Source organism: Zhengella sedimenti, from assembly GCF_046506625.1.
GTDB lineage: Bacteria > Pseudomonadota > Alphaproteobacteria > Rhizobiales > Rhizobiaceae > Zhengella > Zhengella sedimenti.
Genome location: NZ_JBKFFP010000001.1, coordinates 887,259 through 905,429, shown reverse-complemented (window position 1 = coordinate 905,429; position 18,171 = coordinate 887,259). Strand labels below are relative to the sequence as shown.

The 18,171-nt window shown below is 62.2% G+C and carries 15 protein-coding genes; 3 read left to right on the top strand and 12 right to left on the bottom strand.

Features of this window, described 5'->3' with window-relative positions:
- Window positions 1-652: 652 nt before the first annotated feature.
- Window positions 653-1,516, bottom strand: a complete 864-nt coding sequence (locus tag ACLB6G_RS04490; protein ID WP_410354907.1) for a DUF305 domain-containing protein — start codon at window positions 1,514-1,516, stop codon at window positions 653-655.
- A gap of 191 nt (window positions 1,517-1,707) precedes the next feature.
- Between ACLB6G_RS04490 and ACLB6G_RS04485 the strand changes: the two genes are divergently transcribed.
- Window positions 1,708-2,163, top strand: a complete 456-nt coding sequence (locus ACLB6G_RS04485) for a hypothetical protein (protein ID WP_410354906.1) — start codon at window positions 1,708-1,710, stop codon at window positions 2,161-2,163.
- A 168-nt stretch (window positions 2,164-2,331) separates the two neighbouring features.
- Here the strand turns inward: ACLB6G_RS04485 and ACLB6G_RS04480 are convergent, their stop codons facing one another.
- The 6 genes from ACLB6G_RS04480 to ACLB6G_RS04455 form a co-directional block, all read right to left on the bottom strand.
- A complete protein-coding gene (locus ACLB6G_RS04480) occupies window positions 2,332-2,754 on the bottom strand; it encodes a c-type cytochrome (RefSeq protein WP_410354905.1) in 423 nt (140 codons plus the stop codon).
- Window positions 2,751-3,146, bottom strand: a complete 396-nt coding sequence (cueR, locus tag ACLB6G_RS04475) for a Cu(I)-responsive transcriptional regulator (RefSeq protein ID WP_410354904.1) — start codon at window positions 3,144-3,146, stop codon at window positions 2,751-2,753. Before cueR ends, ACLB6G_RS04480 begins: the two co-directional genes overlap by 4 nt.
- A gap of 94 nt (window positions 3,147-3,240) precedes the next feature.
- On the bottom strand, window positions 3,241-3,609 hold the full coding sequence (locus ACLB6G_RS04470; protein WP_410354903.1) for a hypothetical protein: 369 nt from the start codon (window positions 3,607-3,609) through the stop codon (window positions 3,241-3,243).
- 27 nt (window positions 3,610-3,636) lie between these two features.
- A complete protein-coding gene (locus ACLB6G_RS04465; protein WP_410354902.1) occupies window positions 3,637-5,985 on the bottom strand; it encodes a heavy metal translocating P-type ATPase in 2,349 nt (782 codons plus the stop codon).
- 107 nt (window positions 5,986-6,092) lie between these two features.
- On the bottom strand, window positions 6,093-6,557 hold the full coding sequence (locus tag ACLB6G_RS04460) for a c-type cytochrome (RefSeq protein WP_410354901.1): 465 nt from the start codon (window positions 6,555-6,557) through the stop codon (window positions 6,093-6,095).
- Window positions 6,554-7,027 (bottom strand): DUF411 domain-containing protein, encoded by a 474-nt coding sequence (locus ACLB6G_RS04455; protein ID WP_410354900.1) that lies wholly within the window; start codon window positions 7,025-7,027, stop codon window positions 6,554-6,556. The genes ACLB6G_RS04460 and ACLB6G_RS04455 overlap by 4 nt, the downstream gene beginning before the upstream one ends.
- Window positions 7,028-7,710: 683 nt before the next feature.
- Here ACLB6G_RS04455 and ACLB6G_RS04450 point away from each other — a divergent pair.
- Together ACLB6G_RS04450 and ACLB6G_RS04445 are read left to right on the top strand one after the other, a co-directional pair.
- Window positions 7,711-8,538 (top strand): DUF3102 domain-containing protein, encoded by an 828-nt coding sequence (locus ACLB6G_RS04450; RefSeq protein WP_410354899.1) that lies wholly within the window; start codon window positions 7,711-7,713, stop codon window positions 8,536-8,538.
- A 558-nt stretch (window positions 8,539-9,096) separates the two neighbouring features.
- Window positions 9,097-10,140, top strand: a complete 1,044-nt coding sequence (locus tag ACLB6G_RS04445; RefSeq protein WP_410354898.1) for a hypothetical protein — start codon at window positions 9,097-9,099, stop codon at window positions 10,138-10,140.
- Between the two features lie 59 nt (window positions 10,141-10,199).
- On the opposite strand, the gene ACLB6G_RS04440 is transcribed toward ACLB6G_RS04445, so the two are convergent.
- The 5 genes from ACLB6G_RS04440 to ACLB6G_RS04420 are packed head-to-tail and all read right to left on the bottom strand — an operon-like array spanning window position 10,200 to window position 18,110.
- Window positions 10,200-13,277 carry a type I restriction endonuclease subunit R gene (locus tag ACLB6G_RS04440; protein ID WP_410354897.1) on the bottom strand — a complete coding sequence of 1,026 codons (3,078 nt, stop codon included), beginning with the start codon at window positions 13,275-13,277 and terminating at the stop codon, window positions 10,200-10,202.
- Window positions 13,265-14,413, bottom strand: coding sequence for a DUF4268 domain-containing protein (locus tag ACLB6G_RS04435; RefSeq protein WP_410354896.1), 1,149 nt, complete (start codon window positions 14,411-14,413; stop codon window positions 13,265-13,267). The genes ACLB6G_RS04440 and ACLB6G_RS04435 overlap by 13 nt, the downstream gene beginning before the upstream one ends.
- A gap of 30 nt (window positions 14,414-14,443) precedes the next feature.
- Complete coding sequence (locus ACLB6G_RS04430; RefSeq protein WP_410354895.1) at window positions 14,444-15,283, bottom strand: DUF3800 domain-containing protein; 840 nt, start codon at window positions 15,281-15,283, stop codon at window positions 14,444-14,446.
- Window positions 15,283-16,590: a restriction endonuclease subunit S gene (locus tag ACLB6G_RS04425; RefSeq protein ID WP_410354894.1), complete on the bottom strand. Its 1,308-nt coding sequence runs from the start codon at window positions 16,588-16,590 to the stop codon at window positions 15,283-15,285. Before ACLB6G_RS04425 ends, ACLB6G_RS04430 begins: the two co-directional genes overlap by 1 nt.
- On the bottom strand, window positions 16,587-18,110 hold the full coding sequence (locus ACLB6G_RS04420) for a type I restriction-modification system subunit M (RefSeq protein WP_410354893.1): 1,524 nt from the start codon (window positions 18,108-18,110) through the stop codon (window positions 16,587-16,589). The genes ACLB6G_RS04425 and ACLB6G_RS04420 overlap by 4 nt, the downstream gene beginning before the upstream one ends.
- Window positions 18,111-18,171: the final 61 nt, after the last annotated feature.

The window sequence follows — 18,171 nt, the reverse complement described above, 5'->3', positions numbered from 1 at the left end:
TCAGTTGATAGGGTTTGTCTCCGATCAGGTCGTATGGTCACGTATAGCGTCACGAGAGAGATGACTGAGAATCGGTCAGATACATGGCCTGAATGGTCGACCTCGTTCCGGGGCTGGCTACGAACAGCCTTCGCGACCAACGGGTGCCAGCCGGCTTTCACATACGTCACCATCGCGCGCCCTGGCAAGGGTGCACAAGAAATCGATGGCGTCAGTCGGATGTCACGTCGACATGGCCCAAGGCTCGCAGCGACCCGACCCAGGGCAGCGCTTCACCGGACTTTGGCTGTCAGATGTTCGAAGAGCGGTTACACATTCGCCTGCCCCGATGCGATACCTCGCCAACGGCGCTGGAGACAGTGGGACCTGCCATTGACCCGGCATGCATGATCGAGGGCGACAGGTTTCCCAGAACGGGGATCCATGGCAAGGAATGGCTGCGTAGGCAGCGGCGCGGAGGAACCAAGGCACTCCTTTTCAACGCCGGATCCCGCAATGTCGGCAAGTGGAAGTCCTAGGGCTCCCCGCACGTGCCATGGGGATGCGTTCTGGCGCCGCCGACATGACGGTTTGGAACCACCTGTTTGTCCGGGATGGGCGGGGTGTCGGCCTTCCGAGGCACAACACCTTCATTGTCCGCGATCACGCCCGGTTATCCGGAGCATCTCCAGAAGCCGCGATAGCCGACCGAAAGGCCCTGTTCGAGGGAGAATACGAGTTCGGCATTCTGGCGCCAGTCAGCCTCGTCTTCCGTCAGCGGGACGACGCGGACGACAGCGCCTTCCGTCTCGAACCGGCGCGCACCATCTTCCGCACTGCTGCTGCCATTGAGGCTGACAAGCACGCCGTTGAGCTTCATGGCGGCCATGTTTCCGTCAGCCGGCGCCCAGAGGATGGGATCGGTCTCGGGACTGCGATTGAACCGGCAACGCTGGCTTGCCGAAAGAATCTGTTCCGCCTCGGCCTCGGGCATGGGCGCCGGATCAAGGGTGGAAATCAGGGTATTGTCGAGGGCATCCTGTATGGTGCCGGGTTCGGCCGGCGGGTCCCTGTAGATATCGGCCACGATATTGCCGGACGCCACATCGGCGATCAGGTAACGCATTTCCGCGATCTCGCGGCGTTGTGCCGCGATGATGCCGTCTGCAAGCTTGCGCACGCGTGGATCGCGTATCCGCGCCCGCTCCGACGTCATGACCGCGATTGAATGGTGCGGGATCATCGCCCGCATGTAGCTCGGGCCCGAAACGGTCACCTGGCTGCGCACGAGCCAGAGCGAGAGTGCGAACACGATCACCGACCCGGCGAAAATCGCGATGTTGAGCGAGCGGTTCGAATACATGCCCAGCATGTAGGCAAGCATGATGACCGCCATCGTGGCGCCCATGACCAGCGCCATGTAGACGCGCGTCTCGGAAAAGAAGACGTGCTCCCAGGCATAGGTGTTGAGATACATCAGGATGAACATCACGACCGTCGAGGTCAGGATCATCAGGCCGAAGCGGACATAGGACATGGAACTCTCCTCTCGGAACTGATCGGTTGTTCAGGCATGTGTGGGAGGAAACGTCCTTCCAGCGCTGGAAGGTTCCGTGGCGAGGCAGCCGGTTCGCACCCCACCCCCCGCAATGCGTCGCCTTGACCTTCCAGCAGGTGAAAGGCCTACGCGTGGACGACCAGTGACGCGTAACGAGGATCTAGCCCGCCATGACACGAAACGTTCCGGAAATCTGGCTGGCCTTCTTTTCCTTCCTGCTGCATTTCGTATGGGAGATGCTGCAGGCACCCACCTATGCCGGCATGGCCACCATGGCACACTGGGATGGGGTGATCCTTTGCCTGGAGGCAACCGTCGGCGATGTCGGCTTTGCGTTGACAGCATTCCTGCTTGCCAGCCTCATCGCGCGCTCACGCTTCTGGTTCCGCACCTGGCAACCGTTGCCCGTCGCAATCTACATCGCAACGGGCCTGCTTCTCACCATTGGCTTCGAATATTACTACACCGAGGTGAGCCTGCGCTGGACCTATTCGGACCTCATGCCGCGCGTGCCACCCCTTGGCACGGGCCTCAGCCCGCTGATGCAGTGGCTCCTGATCCCGCCGTTCGCCCTGTGGCTGACACGGCGGCACCTTGCCACGACCATGAAGGAGACGATCACATGATGGATGGCTACGGAATGGGCATGGGGTTTGGCGGCATCGGCATGCTGCTGATCCTCATCCTTGTCGTGCTGGCGATTGCCGCCCTGATCAAATACCTGCGCAGTTGACGATCGGGCAGACGATTTCGCACGGCCAGAACCCGCCAGGCAATTTCGCCTTGTCCTGCTCTCAGTGGATCCCGTTTGCCTCTTGCAACGTCCGCACATAGGCGATGACCTTTGCCACGTCCTGATCGCTCACCTCGGGAACCGGCGGCATGTTGCCGAAGCTCCAGTGATGAGCGATGACACCGTTGCGCGCGGCCAGGATGAAGGACGCATCGGCATGATGGCCCGGACGGTAGATAGTGTGGACCAGCGGCGGGCCGGCGCCGTCGCGCCCGGCTGCGTTTTCGCCGTGGCATGCCGCGCAATGGGCGTCAAAGACCGCCTTGCCCTCAAGCGCGGTGCCCGTGAGCGGCGGCACCGTGACATCGGCCAGTGCCGCGCCGGTGACTGACGTGTCGCGGTTCCCGTCAGGGGTCAGCAAACGAAGCCCGATGACCGCCAGGGCAACCGCGGCGATTGCCGCAAGGATAATCCGCCTGCTCATTCGACACGTTCCCCGGCAAGGCTTTCGATGATCGGGCAGTCCGGCCGGTCGTCGCCATGGCAATGCTTCACCAGCACGGAAAGCGTTTCGCGCAGCGATTTCAGCTCCGCCATCTTGCGCTCGACCTCACTGATCTTTTGCCTCGCCAGGGCCTTCACATCGGCGCTGGCGCGGTGCTTGTCCTCGTAGAGCGAGAGCAGCGTGCGGCATTCCTCGATGGTGAAGCCGAGGCTGCGGGAACGCTGGAGAAAGCGCAGCCGGTGAACGTCGGCCTCGGAATAATCCCGATAGCCGTTCTCGGCGCGATCCGGCTTTATGAGCGCGATTTCCTCGTAATAGCGGATAGTCTTGGGCGGAAGGTTGGCGCGTTGCGCCGCCTGGCCGATGTTCATGATGGTATCCTCTTGTCATGCCGAACGGACGTTCGTCCGTCGTTCAATTCTGGTGATCGCGGCCTGCCATGGAAATGGTGTAAGGCCGGGCGGATCAGGCCGGCATGGGAGGATGAAGGATGGCGCCGGGATCGGCCGACTGAAATCCATGGGCGACGGGCGGCACGTGGATGCTGGCGCAACGGGCGGGAAGGCCTGTCGGCTGCGCGGCGATGAACCCGCCATCGAGGCTGCAATGGCTGGCCTTGCCCTGGCTGACGGTTCCGCCCGCCATGCCAGGACAGCAAGGGTGACCGTCGCCTCTCAGGACAACATCCCCTTCGTCATGAGCATGGACCTTGGCGATGGTGGCGGCAACCGCCGCCTCGGCCTGCCGCGCGAGCGCCGGTCCGCCCGGCACACCTGGATGGGCGAGCACGAACACAAAGGCCAGGCAGATCGCGAGAAACATACGCATGGTCAACAGATAGACCTTCCACTTGCTGGAAGGTCAAGTATCGAGGTCGATACGGCGCAGTCGCAGCGAATTGGAAATCACCGAGACCGAGGAAAGACTCATGGCAGCGGCCGCGATCATGGGTGACAACAGGGTTCCGGTCAGCGGATAAAGAACACCGGCGGCGACGGGGATTCCCGCGCCGTTGTAGACGAAGGCGAAAAACAGGTTCTGCCGGATGTTCCGCAGCGTCGCCCGCGCCAGGTTGCGCGCCCGCACGATGCCGCTCAGGTCGCCGCGCAGCAGCGTGATGCCGGCGCTTTCCACCGCCACGTCGGCACCCGTGCCCATCGCGATGCCAACTTCCGCCGCAGCCAGCGCCGGCGCGTCGTTCACCCCGTCGCCCGCCATGGCAACCTTGCGGCCCTTGCGGTGCAGTTCGTCGACCAGCTTCTTCTTGTCCTCCGGAAGCACACCGGCGCGCACGTCGTCGATGCCGAGCCTTCCGGCCACGGCGAGCGCCGTCCGCTCGTTGTCGCCGGTCGCCATGATGATCGTCAGGCCCGCCTTGTGCAGTGCCTCGATGGCAGCCGGCGTTCCCTCCTTCACCGGATCGAAAACCGCGACAATGCCCGCGATCCGCCCGTCCGCGGCCAGGAACATCGCCGTCTTGCCGTCCGCGCGCAATTCCGCGACCTTGTCTGCTGCCTCCCCCACCTCGATGCCGGCCTCTTCCATCAGCGCGTCATTGCCCAGCATCAGCGCCTTGCCGGCCACTTCGCCCTTGACACCCTTGCCGGTAACCGCTTCGAAGGCGGTGGCGTCTGCAAGCTCAAGCCCGCGATCCTGAGCGCCCTCGACGATGGCCTCGGCCAGCGGATGTTCCGAGCCGCGCTCCAGGCTGGCCGCCAGCGCCACCACCTGCGCTTCTTCGAACCCGTTCACCGCGATGGCATCGGTGAGCCTCGGCCTGCCTTCCGTCAACGTGCCGGTCTTGTCCACGACCAGCGTATCCACCCTGGCCATGCGCTCCAGCGCTTCGGCATCCTTGATCAGCACACCTGCTTGCGCACCCCGCCCCGCCGCCGTCGTGATCGAGATGGGCGTGGCAAGACCGAGCGCGCAAGGGCAGGCAATGATGAGCACCGAGACGGTGGAGACAAAGGCGAAGGCAAGGGCCGGGTCCGGGCCGAAGATGGACCAGGCGATGAAGGAGACGATGGCCGCCAGCACCACCGCAGGCACGAAAACGGACGAGACACGGTCTGCCATGCCCTGGATGGGCGCCCGTGACCGCCGCGCATTGGCGACCATGTCGACGATCTGCGAAAGCATGGTGTCGGCGCCGACCTTTGTCGCTTCCATGACGAAGGAGCCGCTGCCGTTGAGCGTGCCGCCGGTCACGCTGTCGCCCGCGGCCTTTTCGACGGGAACCGGTTCACCGGTGATCATGCTTTCGTCAATGGAGGAATGCCCTTCGAGCAGGATGCCATCCACCGGGATGCTGTCGCCCGGACGCACTCGCAGCCTGTCGCCGGCCAGGATGTTCTCCAGCGGCGCGTCATACTCGTCACCGTCCGGCGTGATCCGCCGCGCGGTCTTCGGCGCCAGGTCCATCAGCGCCCGGATCGCATCGCCGGTCTTCTCCCGCGCGCGCAACTCCAGCACCTGCCCGACAAAGATCAGCGCGACAATGACGACCGCCGCCTCGAAATAGGTGCCGACACCGCCGTCGCCGCGATAATCGGCAGGGAACAGGTCCGGCAGGAAGACGGCGAAGACGGAGTAGACATAGGCCGATGCGACGCCGATCGAGATCAGCGTCCACATGTTCGGCGAGACATTGACAATGGACGACCAGCCGCGCCTGAAGAATGGCAGCGCCACCCACAGGACCACTGGCGTTGCCAGAACGAATTCGGCGATGCCGGCCATTGTGTGGCCGATCCAGTCGCGCAAGGGGAGGCCCACCATCGGCCCCATGGTCAGGATCATCAGCGGCACGGCGGCTGCGACGGCGATCCACATGCGCCGCGTGAAGTCGATCAGTTCCTCGTTCTTCTCATCAGGCGCGGCAGTAACGGGCTCCAGCGCCATGCCGCAGATCGGGCAGCTTCCCGGCTCGTCCCGGACGATCTCCGGATGCATCGGACAGGTATATTGCCGCGCCTTGCCGTCCATGCCGGTCCTGCCCGTGGCCCGGCCGCTGGCGAAGTGCCAGGGGTCCGCCTCGAAGCGGTCATGGCATTTGCGCGAACAGAAATGATAGGTCTCGCCCTTGTAGGATGCTGACGGCGTGTCCTTGCCGGGTTTCACCTGCATCCCGCAGACGGGATCGGTGACGGTATGAGCCGAGCTGTCGTGAACGTCGCGGGCGTGATGCTGATGATGCTCGTGTTCCATCAGTGGAAGCTAGGCTTTCCATCCACTGGAAGGTCAAGCAATGCCTTGACGAAACCGGCTGCCGGACGAAGGCAGGAGCCACCGGGCCACCCGGCGGCGCCTGCCATTCATTCACGCTCCCGCGCGAAGCGCGCATTCATCTGGTCATGCAGCGCACGCACCTCGACCGGCCACTGCGCCTTGATCCACGACAGGACGGCGATGATCTCGTCGTCGCTCAGGATCTCGCCATAGATGGGCATGTCGGACGTGTAGTTCCTCAGCCCCGCGGCTTTGACGATTCCCAATTTGGTGATGTCGAAAAGGATCTGGTCGGGATGATGCCAGGTATGGCCCGTTTCGTCATGCGGGGGTGCCGGCATGCGCCCATTGTCCTTGCGCGTCCGCCAATCGGGTTCGCCTTGCAGGTCGGTGCCGTGGCAGGCGGCACAGTGATCCGCATAGATCGTCTCGCCGCGCGCCACGATTTCCCGGTCATCGGGCTTGAGAAGCCCTGCCGCACCCGCCGGGCCTGAAAATGCCGACCCGGCCAGGAACGCTGATACGGCGAGGCCGTTCTTCGATAGCATCATCGGACGCCCGCCTCAAAGAACACCGCGGTCGTGCCCGCGGCGCCGCCCGTGAAGGAATGGACGGTGTAACGCGCGTTCTCGTCATGCCCCATGCCGAGCGACCCCTGCGGCATGCCCGGCACGGCTATGCCGCGGATATCCGGCCGTTCGCTCATCAGCTTGTCGATTGCCTCCAGCGGCACATGCCCCTCGACGACGTATTTGCGGCCGTCCACATCCAGCATGGCCGTGTGGCAGGCCACCATGTCGTCGGGCACGCCCGCATGGGCCTTCACCGGTTCGAGGTCTTCCGTGTCACGGATCTCGACCGCGAAGCCGGCCGCCTTCACCGCATCGGCCCAAACCTCACAGCAGCCGCACCAGGGCGACTTGTAGACGGTCATGGGGGCCCCGGTTCCGGCAGCCAGGGCCGGCGCCGTCATGGCACCCAGCAGGGAAAGGGCAAGGAATTTTTTCCTGAACGTGTTCATCAGTTCAATTTCCTGTCTTGCATCACGACCACACGGTTTTGCCTTTTGACTGACCTGCAAGAGCTTCATGCTGGTCCGAATGATTGGCGCCCATGCCAACCATGGTGCCCGGATGGACGGACACCAGGAACAGGGATGCGAGCAGAAGCAGGACAGTGCCATGACTATCATCTAGACGTTCAGGTAGCTGGAAGGTCAACCGATTCCATGTTGCCAATCAAGGTGAATGCTTCCCGCCATGCTGCGGTTCGATCACAAAGCTGGTTATGTCATCCAGACCGTTGACCCAGGCTGTCATCGCTACCGTTTTCGCCGGCGAATGGCGCACAAGCTGACGCTCCCGAGGAACCAAGACACTCCCGTCCAGCGCCGGATCCCGCCATGGTGACAAGTCGAAGTCCTAGGGAACCCCGCACGTGCCATGGGGATGCGTTCTGGCGCCGCGAGCATCCCGGGTCGGATCCACCGCTATGGTGGCGTGGACCTGCGAAAGATCTACGCTGTCACATGAGGGTTGACGAATGTTGACGCCAGGTTGACGCAAAACGCCCGCCCGCGTTTTTCCGCCGCGATGTAAACCTCGCGCCAGTCGCGCGAGGTCATCAGAAAAGAAACTTGGAGATCGTGCACTTCCCGACAGCGTGGTTGCTATATCAGCGTCATCGTCAACGAGCCATGAGGCAATGATGTCCATCGACAACGTAATAACGACACAGAACGAGGAAGATGACCTGATCACCGAACTGACATTTGATGTGCCATGTGCTACTGCCAGCCTGCCCGAGAGCGCGCCTGATCGGTTCCACTACGAGGGCGTAGACGAGCCCGACGCTGATGAAATCCGTGATGCCGCGGCTCGCATCAGGGAGCGGCACACAAACATCGTCAAGAACATCCTTGCGACCGGCAAGGACCTGCTCATGGTCAAGAACAAGCTCAAGCATGGCGCTTTCCGGCAGTGGCTCGAGGCCGATTTCGGGTGGAGCGAACGCACAGCCCAAAACTACATGCAGGCCGCGCGGGTGTTCGGCGGCATGGCGCATGCTGTAGAAGCCCTGGCCCCGGCCTCCATCTACAAGCTGTCCGCCAGGAATACGCCCGAGGCTGTTCGCGAGAGCGTCATCAACGACATCGACAAGGGAAACACGCCCACGGCCAAGGACATCGATGAGCGCATCAAGGCCGCCAAGTTGGCACGGGCTGCAAGGAACGGCACTAACAAGGGCACCACCCCGGCGCCATCTGACCTTACCGCGATGGAAGCAAGTCCGGATAGCAGCATTCTGCTACCGGATCACGGAACTCGTGCCGCGGATGTGGCGGGCATTCTCAGGCGGGCCTTAGGATCAGAGTTTCCGATCGTCGCCCACTGGTTGAGCAACATCTCAGGCGACGAGCTTGCCGCTCTCAAGCATGCGCTGTCCAATGATGTGGTCGAAGACATCGACCCCGGGCCTGCCTCATCGGGGCATCCGGATGGTGACCCGCGGGCACAGCCTCTGGCGGTGTAAAACGCTCATAGCGCCTCACCAGCGCGCTCCGTCTCGCGGGCAGTATCCATAGCTCAAAAAATGACGGAGCGCGCCACGGAGCTTCTACGAGTCAACCAGAGCACCACCACACCCGAAAGTGGCGGCCTGGCGGGGCAGCAGATAGACGCCAGTCGCAAATCCGAAATGGTTGCGCATATTCCATCGCCTGAATCGGTTGGCGACGTGAAGAATGCTCTGCTACTACTTGAAGGAGAGTCAGTGATCGCTTATCATAATAATATGTCGTGCAAGGGCATCCCCGCCACGCCAAGCGGCTCCACGACATCGCCTGCGGGCAACGAACGAGCGAACCGGCTTACTGACGAACGAGCTTACTGACTTATCGGCTAACGAGCGAACGGACTGAACGTCGACAAAGGGCGACGTGCCACTTCCCCGAAATGGGAATGCGAATCCCGAACCACGCCAACTGTCCTATGACTGGGGCTGTCGGCGTTTCCAGCCAAGCCGGTGACCCCATTTCCATGCCAAACGACAGGATCCCGGCTCGGCGCTCGAGTTGAACGGTGCCAACAAATGACCCTAGATGATGAGTTGGAACACAGTCCTCTGCGTGAAATCTGGAACCACGCTGAGATCCGTCGGCGGTCGGAACTGGCGTTCCTGATATGGAAAGGCTGCGGCCAGCGTGTCCCTTTAGCCCTCGTGGATGTCTTCGAGGGAATGGCGGTTTCGCCGGACTCGTGTCGCGAAGAGTTGAGCGGGTTCCTATGGGCGCTTGACGCGCTGGACGAAGACGGGGTCAACGCTGTGTCCGCGCCAGCGACCGTGGCCCCGAACAGTCTTGTCGCGGTTTCCCAGGCGGGCTGTCAGCCTCTTGGCGAAGTCGGAAAAATTGCGACAAACCAGAATGGCAATACTGCGACAGCGGACATCGCGCTTGACCACCGAAAAAATCATTCTTTTCCGAATGTTGACCGTGTCTTCATCGAGGCTTGTCCAGTTGTCATTTCTCCTGATGCACCGAACAGGTCTCATGCGCCTACCTCAGCAGGTCCCTGCAGCCGCACCAAGAAGAACAGAAGCTCGAACGCTCCGAGGGCGATCAGCGGCAAGAACCAGTGGCGTCACGCGTCGGCAGAGGACAAGCTCGCCGAGTCCGTCCGGGTCGCGGCCAGGAACAACGGCATGACCTTCAGCCTGAACCTGTCACCCAAGCGCGAAGCGGCTGCCCGGGCGAACAACGACCCAACCCGCTTCCTCTCCCACTACGTGAACAGGGAGATGAAACAACACCTCGGCCGCGTTCTCCCCTACTCTTTCGTCCTCGAGGTTTCCCCGGAAGGGCGCCTTCACCTGCACGGCGTTGTTGTCATTCCCGGTGACGACGCGGCATTGAGAAAGGGGATCAAGGACGCCCTTATGTGCGCCGGTGGCAGGATAAGGGGCAAGGGTTCGTCGAGGCAGCTTGCTCTTCGCAAGTTCTCGGACCCCGAAGGGTGGGCCAGTTACATGCTGGAAGACATCGTCCGGACACGCAAGGATCTCGGGACCGGGAAACTTGTTTTCATCTCCGAGGAGCTGTTGCGCATGACCCGTGAGGCCTGCGGCGCAGGCTGAACGCTCTTGCCGCTTCCCGGGTTGGCGAAAGGCGTTTCCGGCAGAGCGCGCGGCAAGTGTCAGCTCATCGCCGCCGCCAGCGCCTCCGCCTGCTTGAGCACCGTCTTCACGGCGTCTGCGGTCATGTCGGGCGGGTAGCCGTGCCGCTGCAGGATCTTCTTCACCGCGATGCGCATCTTCGCGCGCACGTTCTCCCGGCGCCACCAGTCGGTGCCGGCATTGTTGCGCACGGTCTGCACAAGCTCGGTGGCGATGACCTGCAGCGCCTCGTTGGTCATCACCTCGACGGCGCTGTTGTTCTGAGCCAGCGCGTCATAGAAGGCGCGCTCGGCCTCGCTGAGCCCGTCTTCCGGCTGCCGGCGCAGGTCCTTGGCGATCTCGATCAGCTCCTGGATGATCTGGAGCGCGTCCACGCTGCGGTTGTGATAGCGGGCGATGGCCTGTTCCAGGCGGGCGGAAAATTCCTCTTTCTTGACGACGTTGGTCCTGGTGCGGGCGGTGATCTCGCCGTTCAGCAGCTTCTTGAGCGCCTCCACGGCCAGGTTCTTGTGTTTCATGCTCTGGAGCTCGATCATGAACTCCTCGGACAGGACGCTGATATCCGGCCTGTCGAAGCCGCAGGCCTCGAGGATGTCCACGACCTCGGTCGAGGCAACGGCGTTGTTGACGAGTTGCTGGATGGCAAAGTCCGACCCTCCGGCCGCCCTGCCCCGCGGATTGGCGTCCAGCTTGTCGATGCCGGTGCGCACCGCCGTGAAGAAGGCGACCTCGACGGCATGATCGGTCGCCTGCTGACTGCCGGAGGCGAGCTTGAATGCCTTGACCAGCGCAGCCACGGCGTCCTGGTAGCGCTTCACCGTGGCGCCGTCGTCGGCCCTGCCTTTCGCGAGGATATGCTCGATGGCCGCCGGCAGCACGCGCAGCCGGTCGCGGGCATCGCCGGCAAGGGCGTCCTGGTAGTCGAAGCCATGGAAATGCTGCCGGGTCACGTCGAGCGCATCGAGGAAGGCCCCCACGGCCTGTGCCTCGTCGACGCCGGTCTGGGCCTGGTCGGACTTCGAGTAGTGCGCCAGCGCGTTCTTCAGGTCCGCGGCAATGCCGATATAGTCGACAACGAGGCCGGCCGGCTTGGCGCGGAACACCCGGTTCACCCGCGCGATGGCCTGCATCAGGCCGTGGCCCTTCATCGGCTTGTCGACATAGAGCGTATGCATGCAGGGCGCATCGAAGCCCGTCAGCCACATGTCGCGCACGATCACCAGCTTCAACGGATCGTCCGGGTTCTTGTAGCGCTGCCGGATGACCTCCTGGCGCGCCTTGGAGCGGATGTGCGGCTGCATGGCGGCGGGATCGGCCGCGTTGCCCGTCATGACCACCTTGACCATGCCCTCGTCGTCCGTGTCTCCATGCCAGTCCGGCCGGGCGGTAACGATCCGCTCATAGACTTCAACGCAGATCCGGCGGCTCATGCAGACAATCATCGCCTTGCCGTCGATGGCCTCCAGCCGGGCGTCGAAATGCGCGAGGATGTCGGCGACGACCGTGTCCAGGCGCTTGTCCGCGCCGACCAGCGCCTCCACCTGCGACCACTTCCGGGCAATGGCGTTGGCCTCGTCGTCGGCCATGCCCTCGGTCGCCTCGTCGAACTCCTCGTCGAGCTGTTCGGCGAGGTCCTCGTCGAGGTTGATCCTGGCGACGCGCGCCTCGTAGTAGATCGGCACCGTGGCGCCATCCTGCACCGCCTGGGCGATGTCGTAGACGTCGATGTAGTCGCCGAAGACGCCGCGCGTATTGGCCCCGACCAGTTCCACCGGCGTGCCGGTGAAGGCCACGTAGACGGCATTGGGCAGCGCCCGGCGAAGCTGGTAGGCGAGACCGAAGCGCACGTCGCCCTCCTTGCTCACCTTGGCGTCGAAGCCGTATTGGGTGCGGTGCGCCTCGTCCACCATGACGATGACGTTGGAGCGCGCCGTGATCTCCGGGAAGACGCCGCCGGCATCGGGCCGGAACTTCTGGATGGTGGAAAAGACGACGCCGCCCACCTGCCGGTCCAGCAGGGCCTTGAGGTCGCCGATGCTCTCGGCCTGCACGGGCTCCTCGCCCAGCACGTCCTTGCAGCGCGCGAATGTGGCGAAGAGCTGGTTGTCGAGGTCGTTGCGGTCGGTGAGCACCAGCAGGGTGGGGTTTTCCAGGTCCGGATGATGCATCACGCGGCCGGCAAGGAAGGTCATCAGCAGCGACTTGCCCGAGCCCTGCGTGTGCCAGATGACGCCGCCCTTGCCGTCATTGCCGCGGGCATCGCGGATGGCGCCCATGGCCTTGCGCACGGCGTGGAACTGGTGATAGCCGGCGATCTTCTTGACCGGCCCGCGCCCGTCATCCTCGAAGACGACGAACCAGCGCAGCATGGCGAGCAGGGTCTGCCGGTTCAGGAGCCCGCGCGTCAGGGTATCAAGCGCGAAGGTGCCCGGCGGCACCAGGTCCTCGCCATCCACCGTGCGCCAGGCCATGAAGCGGTCCAGCCCGGCCGAAAGGGAGCCATAGCGCGCATTGTGCCCGTCGCTGATGACGTTCAGCAGCGTGGTGCGGAACAGGTCCGGCACCTGCGCCTTGTAGGTCTCGATCTGGTTGAAGGCCGCCTCGACATCCTTTCCCTCGGTGCCCTTCAGTTCCACCACGACAAGCGGCATGCCGTTGACGAAGACGACGACATCGGGAATGCGCGGCGACATGCCGACCACGTCGAACTGGCTGACCGCGCGCCAGTCATTGGCCCGGTCGTCCCAGTCCACCAGCCGGACAACGGCGTTGACCTCCTCGCCATCGGCAAGGAAGGTCACCTTGACGCCGTCGACGAGCAGGCGGTGGATGCGGCGGTTCTCCTGCACAAGATCGGTGGCGAAAACGGAATCGGTGATCTTCGAGGCGGCGGCGCGCAAGGCGCTGTCCGGCAGGCCCCGATTGATGCGCCTGAGGCTGTCGACGAGGACCGGCTCCAGGATGGCCTGGCGGTAGCTCTCGCGCAGCCGCCCGCTGCCCTCCGGCAGGTGCTGGACGCCATACATACGGGCATGGCCGAGCTCGGCCAGCGCGGCCAGGAAGGCGTCCTCCAGATCTCCCTCGCTCAGGAATGCCATTCCTCACCCCCGCCCCGCTGGCGCAAGGCCGCGGCCAGGTCCGCCAGCGGCCCCTTGAGCGCCCGCTCCCAGCGCTGGATATGTTCGACGTGCCAGGCGACATACTCGTCCCAGCGGTCCCGGTCATAGCCGTCGCAGGCAAAGGCATACTGGATGCGCGACGCCTTTTGGCCGTCGAGCCGCAGCCACTCGATCGCATGGCCGAAGGCTGCCTCGATCTCGTCCTTGCGATCATACAACAGGTCGAACAGCCGCTTGTTCTCCTCGGCGTCTTTTCGCTGGATCGTGAAACCGACCAGAATGGCTGTTTTCAGGAAGAAAAGATTATATATGCAAGACGGGAGTCCAGATCCATTATTCAACCAATGGTATTTCGCCGGGCTGACATTGCGATAAAGACCGACGTTGTTTTCTTTCAATTTATCCAGCAAACGGGCCCAGTAGTCGAGACGCAACTGGTCAGTTTCATGGCTCGCACCTTTAGCGGTTCGGGCCTCGGTCTCCTTCTCGGCCATGCCGATCATGAAGTCGGCGGCCTCCGGCGTCGGGATGACCGGCTGGATGTCGACGAACAACTCCTCACCGAACAGATAGGGCACCACCTTGTAGCAGCGCGCGTCGATGCGGTGCTCGCGCAGCCAGAGCACGGTGGCCGTTACCTCCTTGCGGAAGTTCGCGGCAATGAAGATCAGCCGCTGCTCGTGGCCCGGATTGAGCACCACCTCATCGAGCGACTCCACCGCCAGGAAGTCGCAGATTGCCTGCACGGCATTGCCGCCGCCGCAATGGCGGTCGAGGTATTGCTGGTAGATGTCGATGATCTGGGCCCGGTTGAGCGTGGAGACATAGGCGGCATATTTGAGCGCCTGCCAGGCCACGTCGCGGCCGGAGTCGTCCAGCTTGTTCTCGATGACGACAAGCTGGCCGTCCGTGTCGAGCGCCAGAAGGTCGAGGCGCTCTCGCGTGTCGGCGAAGCCGTCAAACTCCTTCTGGATGATGAGCAGGTCCTCGCCCAGCGCGTCGGGCTGGTTGGCGAGCCATTCCTGCAGGTGCTCGCGCTCGCGCAGGTTCAGGTCGGCAAAGCGGCTCCTGTCGAGGCGGAAGATCCGGTTCTGGTCACGGTCAACGCGGAACATGGCTTTCCCGCTCCCCCTCGCACCACTAACTCAAATGATCCATTCAGGATGTTTGGCTGCCCTGTAGAATCGAACAGAAGGTTCAGCCGGAGCATGGCCTAGTTTCACCCTGTGAGGCTCCAATATTGCGACCAAACTTTCATAGAAGGCTTGCTCTCCCTCCCATTCCTCGGCAGCCGTCATAAGTTCAAGATTGCGGCGGTAGACATAGCAGATCGCATCAGCAACCTGGACAAGAGAGGAATGATCTGACTTGATCGCGAAAGCCGTGTTTATGATGTGATCGAACCTGTTATTTGCCTTTCTGGCGACCCAAACTGATTTTCCTCTGCGCTTCTGGCGTATTTGGTAAAGTGCATCATACCATTCTTCAGCTTTGTAAAGTCCATCCGAAAGCTTCGGCATATCGGCCTTGTTGTCGTCCATGATTACGACTGTAAGGCCCTTGCCGTTTTTTACACCTTGCATCTTCTTCTGAACGAGAGCGCTGGCGAACATGCTGCTGGCGACCCAATAGTTACTCCCAAATGGGTGCCCATAGCCAGCTTCTCTGGCCGCATCGAACGCTTCAAATGATAACCCTATACCGAAGAGCTTGCCGCCGTTCGACACGGCAAGTCGACATACATCTCTCAGAAATTCTTTTCGCTCTTGGGCAGGCACCTCACTCCAACCACCTCTGCCATTGATAAACCTTTTTGTCTTGAGCTCTGTCCCCGATCCCGGGTGACGCTCAAGCAATTCAGCAAACATGATGTCGAAATCAGCGTTCTTTTTCCGAAGCTTGTAGGCGTCAACCATCAGACCGCACAATACGAAGACATCACCTTCGTCCTTGGACCCGCTCTCATCGAAGTAGATGAACTTCATCAGGCAATTGCCTCCACCTGCTCGCACGCCTCGCCCACCCGCAGTTCGCCCGACATCAGGCGGGGCAGCAGCGTGTCACGGAGGGCGGCGAGCGTGACGTTTTCATTCGCCATAGCGTGTATTCTTTCGAACCATGTTCTCGATAGGCTAGAAAAAACATCGACAATCTCCATAGAAGGGTTGGTGATCTCAATATCGCCTAAACCTTTGGGCGGCACTCGTTGATGGCTATTCGATGTGCCAGTTACTCGAGCCAGCGCATCATCCCGGAACTCTTCGGATGACAACAGGCAATACAACCAAGTTGTCTCTGTTTCACGGCGGGCTTTAGCTATGAAAAACTCGGTCGACGCTATCGGCACCGCGTTTAAATTTGTTGTTCTAGCCCACCAAACCCTCGGAATTATTGGATTCAGACGCGAAAATAGGATTGAATTGTTAGGCACGAAGAGCTTGTTGCTCTTGATCGACGCGCCAACCTCCTCCAAGGGCATCCGGAAAGCGTCAAAGGCTGGAAGACTGAAATGCTGAAAAACATCACTTGGAGCCTCCATCGGCTTGATCGTCTTCTTCGCCTGATCGCACACGCTCGATAAAGGCAAAGTCTCCCACCCCTCCGGCAGGCCGTTGTCGCCGAAGCGGTCGGGGAAGAGGGCCGCGGTGGCGGCGTCCATGTGGGCGGGCGCGCGGCCTTCCGCCTTCGCATGGACCGGGTCGAAATCCACGAACCACGACCGGTAGAGCGCGCGGGCCATGGCCTCCAGCGTCGCCGCCGTCTTGCGGTTCAACTCGATCTTGTCATCCAGCGCCCCGAGGATGGCCGCAATCCCACGTTGTTCGGCGAGAGGTGGCAAGATAATCGTCTGCATCCTGAGAAGCGACTGGGAAACATTCTGAATACCAGTTCCCCCTCCTTCGCGGCTAAGCTTCTCACGGGTAGACGGCGACCTCAACCAATAGTGCACGAACTGAGGCGATGCTTTGCGCTTATCAACTCGCGCGCGAATACAGAAACCTGCGAATGCAGCTGTCTTCGGTGGCCCAGAATAGATCATTGAACGACCCACTAGGTCCTTGTTCCCGTTGGACCGAACGATGACTATGTCATCGGGATCAAGAAAAACCTTGTCCGAAATTTTCAAGCCCTCTGGATCGATCTCTGACAAGCTATTCCAGTCAACGAAATGGCGATCACCAAAGTCCCGAACTCGGACGATCTTTAGACCGTCTCCATCATTTTTCTCTGAGAAATTCAGACCATTGGTGAACTCAGCAAGGTCACCCAAAGTTCGAGACGACCACATCATCCCAGCCCCCCCAGCCGCGCCTCGATCTCGGCTTCCAGCCGGCGGCCTTCGGCGAATTGCTGCCGGAGTTCGCCCATCAGCCGTTCGAACTTTTCCTCGAAGGGTTCGCCGTCATCCGCCGCCGCGCCCGCGCCCACATAGCGTCCAGGCGTCAGCACGTAATTGTGCCTGGCGATCTCTTCCCTGCCCGCCGCCTTGCAGAACCCCGGCTCGTCCTCATAGGCCCCGGCGTCGGGCTCGCCCCGCCAGGCGTGGTAGGCCCGGGCGATCTTTCCGATCTCTTCGTCCGACAGTTCCTTCTGCTTGCGGCTGCCGGGCACCAGCGCGCCCATCTTGCGCGCGTCGATGAACAGCACCTCGCCGCGCCGGTCGCGCAGCGCCGCGTCCTTCGCCACGCCGTTGGACTTGTCCTTCGCCAGGATCCACAGGCAGGCGGGGATCTGCGTGCCGTAGAACAACTGCCCGGGCAGCGCCACCATGGCATCCACCGCGTCGCCCTCCACCATCGCGCGGCGGATGTCGCCCTCCCCGCCCGACATGGACGACATGGAGCCGTTGGCCATGACCACGCCGCCAATGCCGGACGCGGCGAGGCGCGCATGGATATGCTGGATCCAGGCGAAGTTGGCGTTGCCCGCGGGCGGCGCGCCGAACCGCCAGCGGGCGTCCTCGCGCAGCATCTCGCCCGACCAGTCGGAGATGTTGAAGGGCGGGTTGGCAAGCACATAGTCGAAGCGCTCGTCCGGGAAGGCGTCCTTGACCAGCGTGCCCTCCGAGTTCCAGCGGATATCGGCGAAGATGCCGCGGATGGCGAGGTTCATGCGCGCCAGGCCGAAGGTGGTGTGGTTGCGCTCCTGGCCATAGATGGCGATGTCGTTCTTCTGCCCCTTGTGCGCCTCGATGAACTTCTCAGACTGCACGAAGAAGCCGCCCGTGCCGCAGCAGGGGTCATAGACGCGGCCCCTCGTCGGCTCGATCATCTCGATCAGCGTGTTGACCACCGACTTCGGCGTGTAGAACTCGCCGCCGCGCTTGCCTTCCGACGAGGCGAACTCGCCGATGCAGTATTCATAGATGCGGCCGATCAGGTCGAAATCAGCCGGTGTGCCTTCGAGCCTGATGTCGTTGGTGAACAGGCCGATGAGGCCCGTCAGCATGGTCTTGTCCAGGCTCTCCTTGCCGAACACCTTGGGCAGCGCGCCCCTCAGCGACGGGTTCTCCGCCTCGATCTCGCGCATTGCGTCGTCGATCATCACGCCGATGCCGGGGTCGCGGGCATTCTTCGCGATGAACGACCAGCGCGCCTTCTCCGGCACCCAGAAGACGTTCTCCGCCAGGTATTCGTCGCGGTCCTCCGGATCCGAATAGTCCTCCGTGCTCAGCCGGTCATGCAGGCGCTGGAAGGAGACCGAGACATAGCGCAGGAAGAGCAGGCCGAGCGCGATGTGCTTGTATTCGCCCGCATCCATCGACCCGCGCATCTTGTCGGCGGCGGCAAACAGCGTCTTCTCTATGCTCATCCCGTTCCCTCAGGCGATTCCCCGTGCAGGGCGACAAGACTTAACCGGGCACGGCGATATG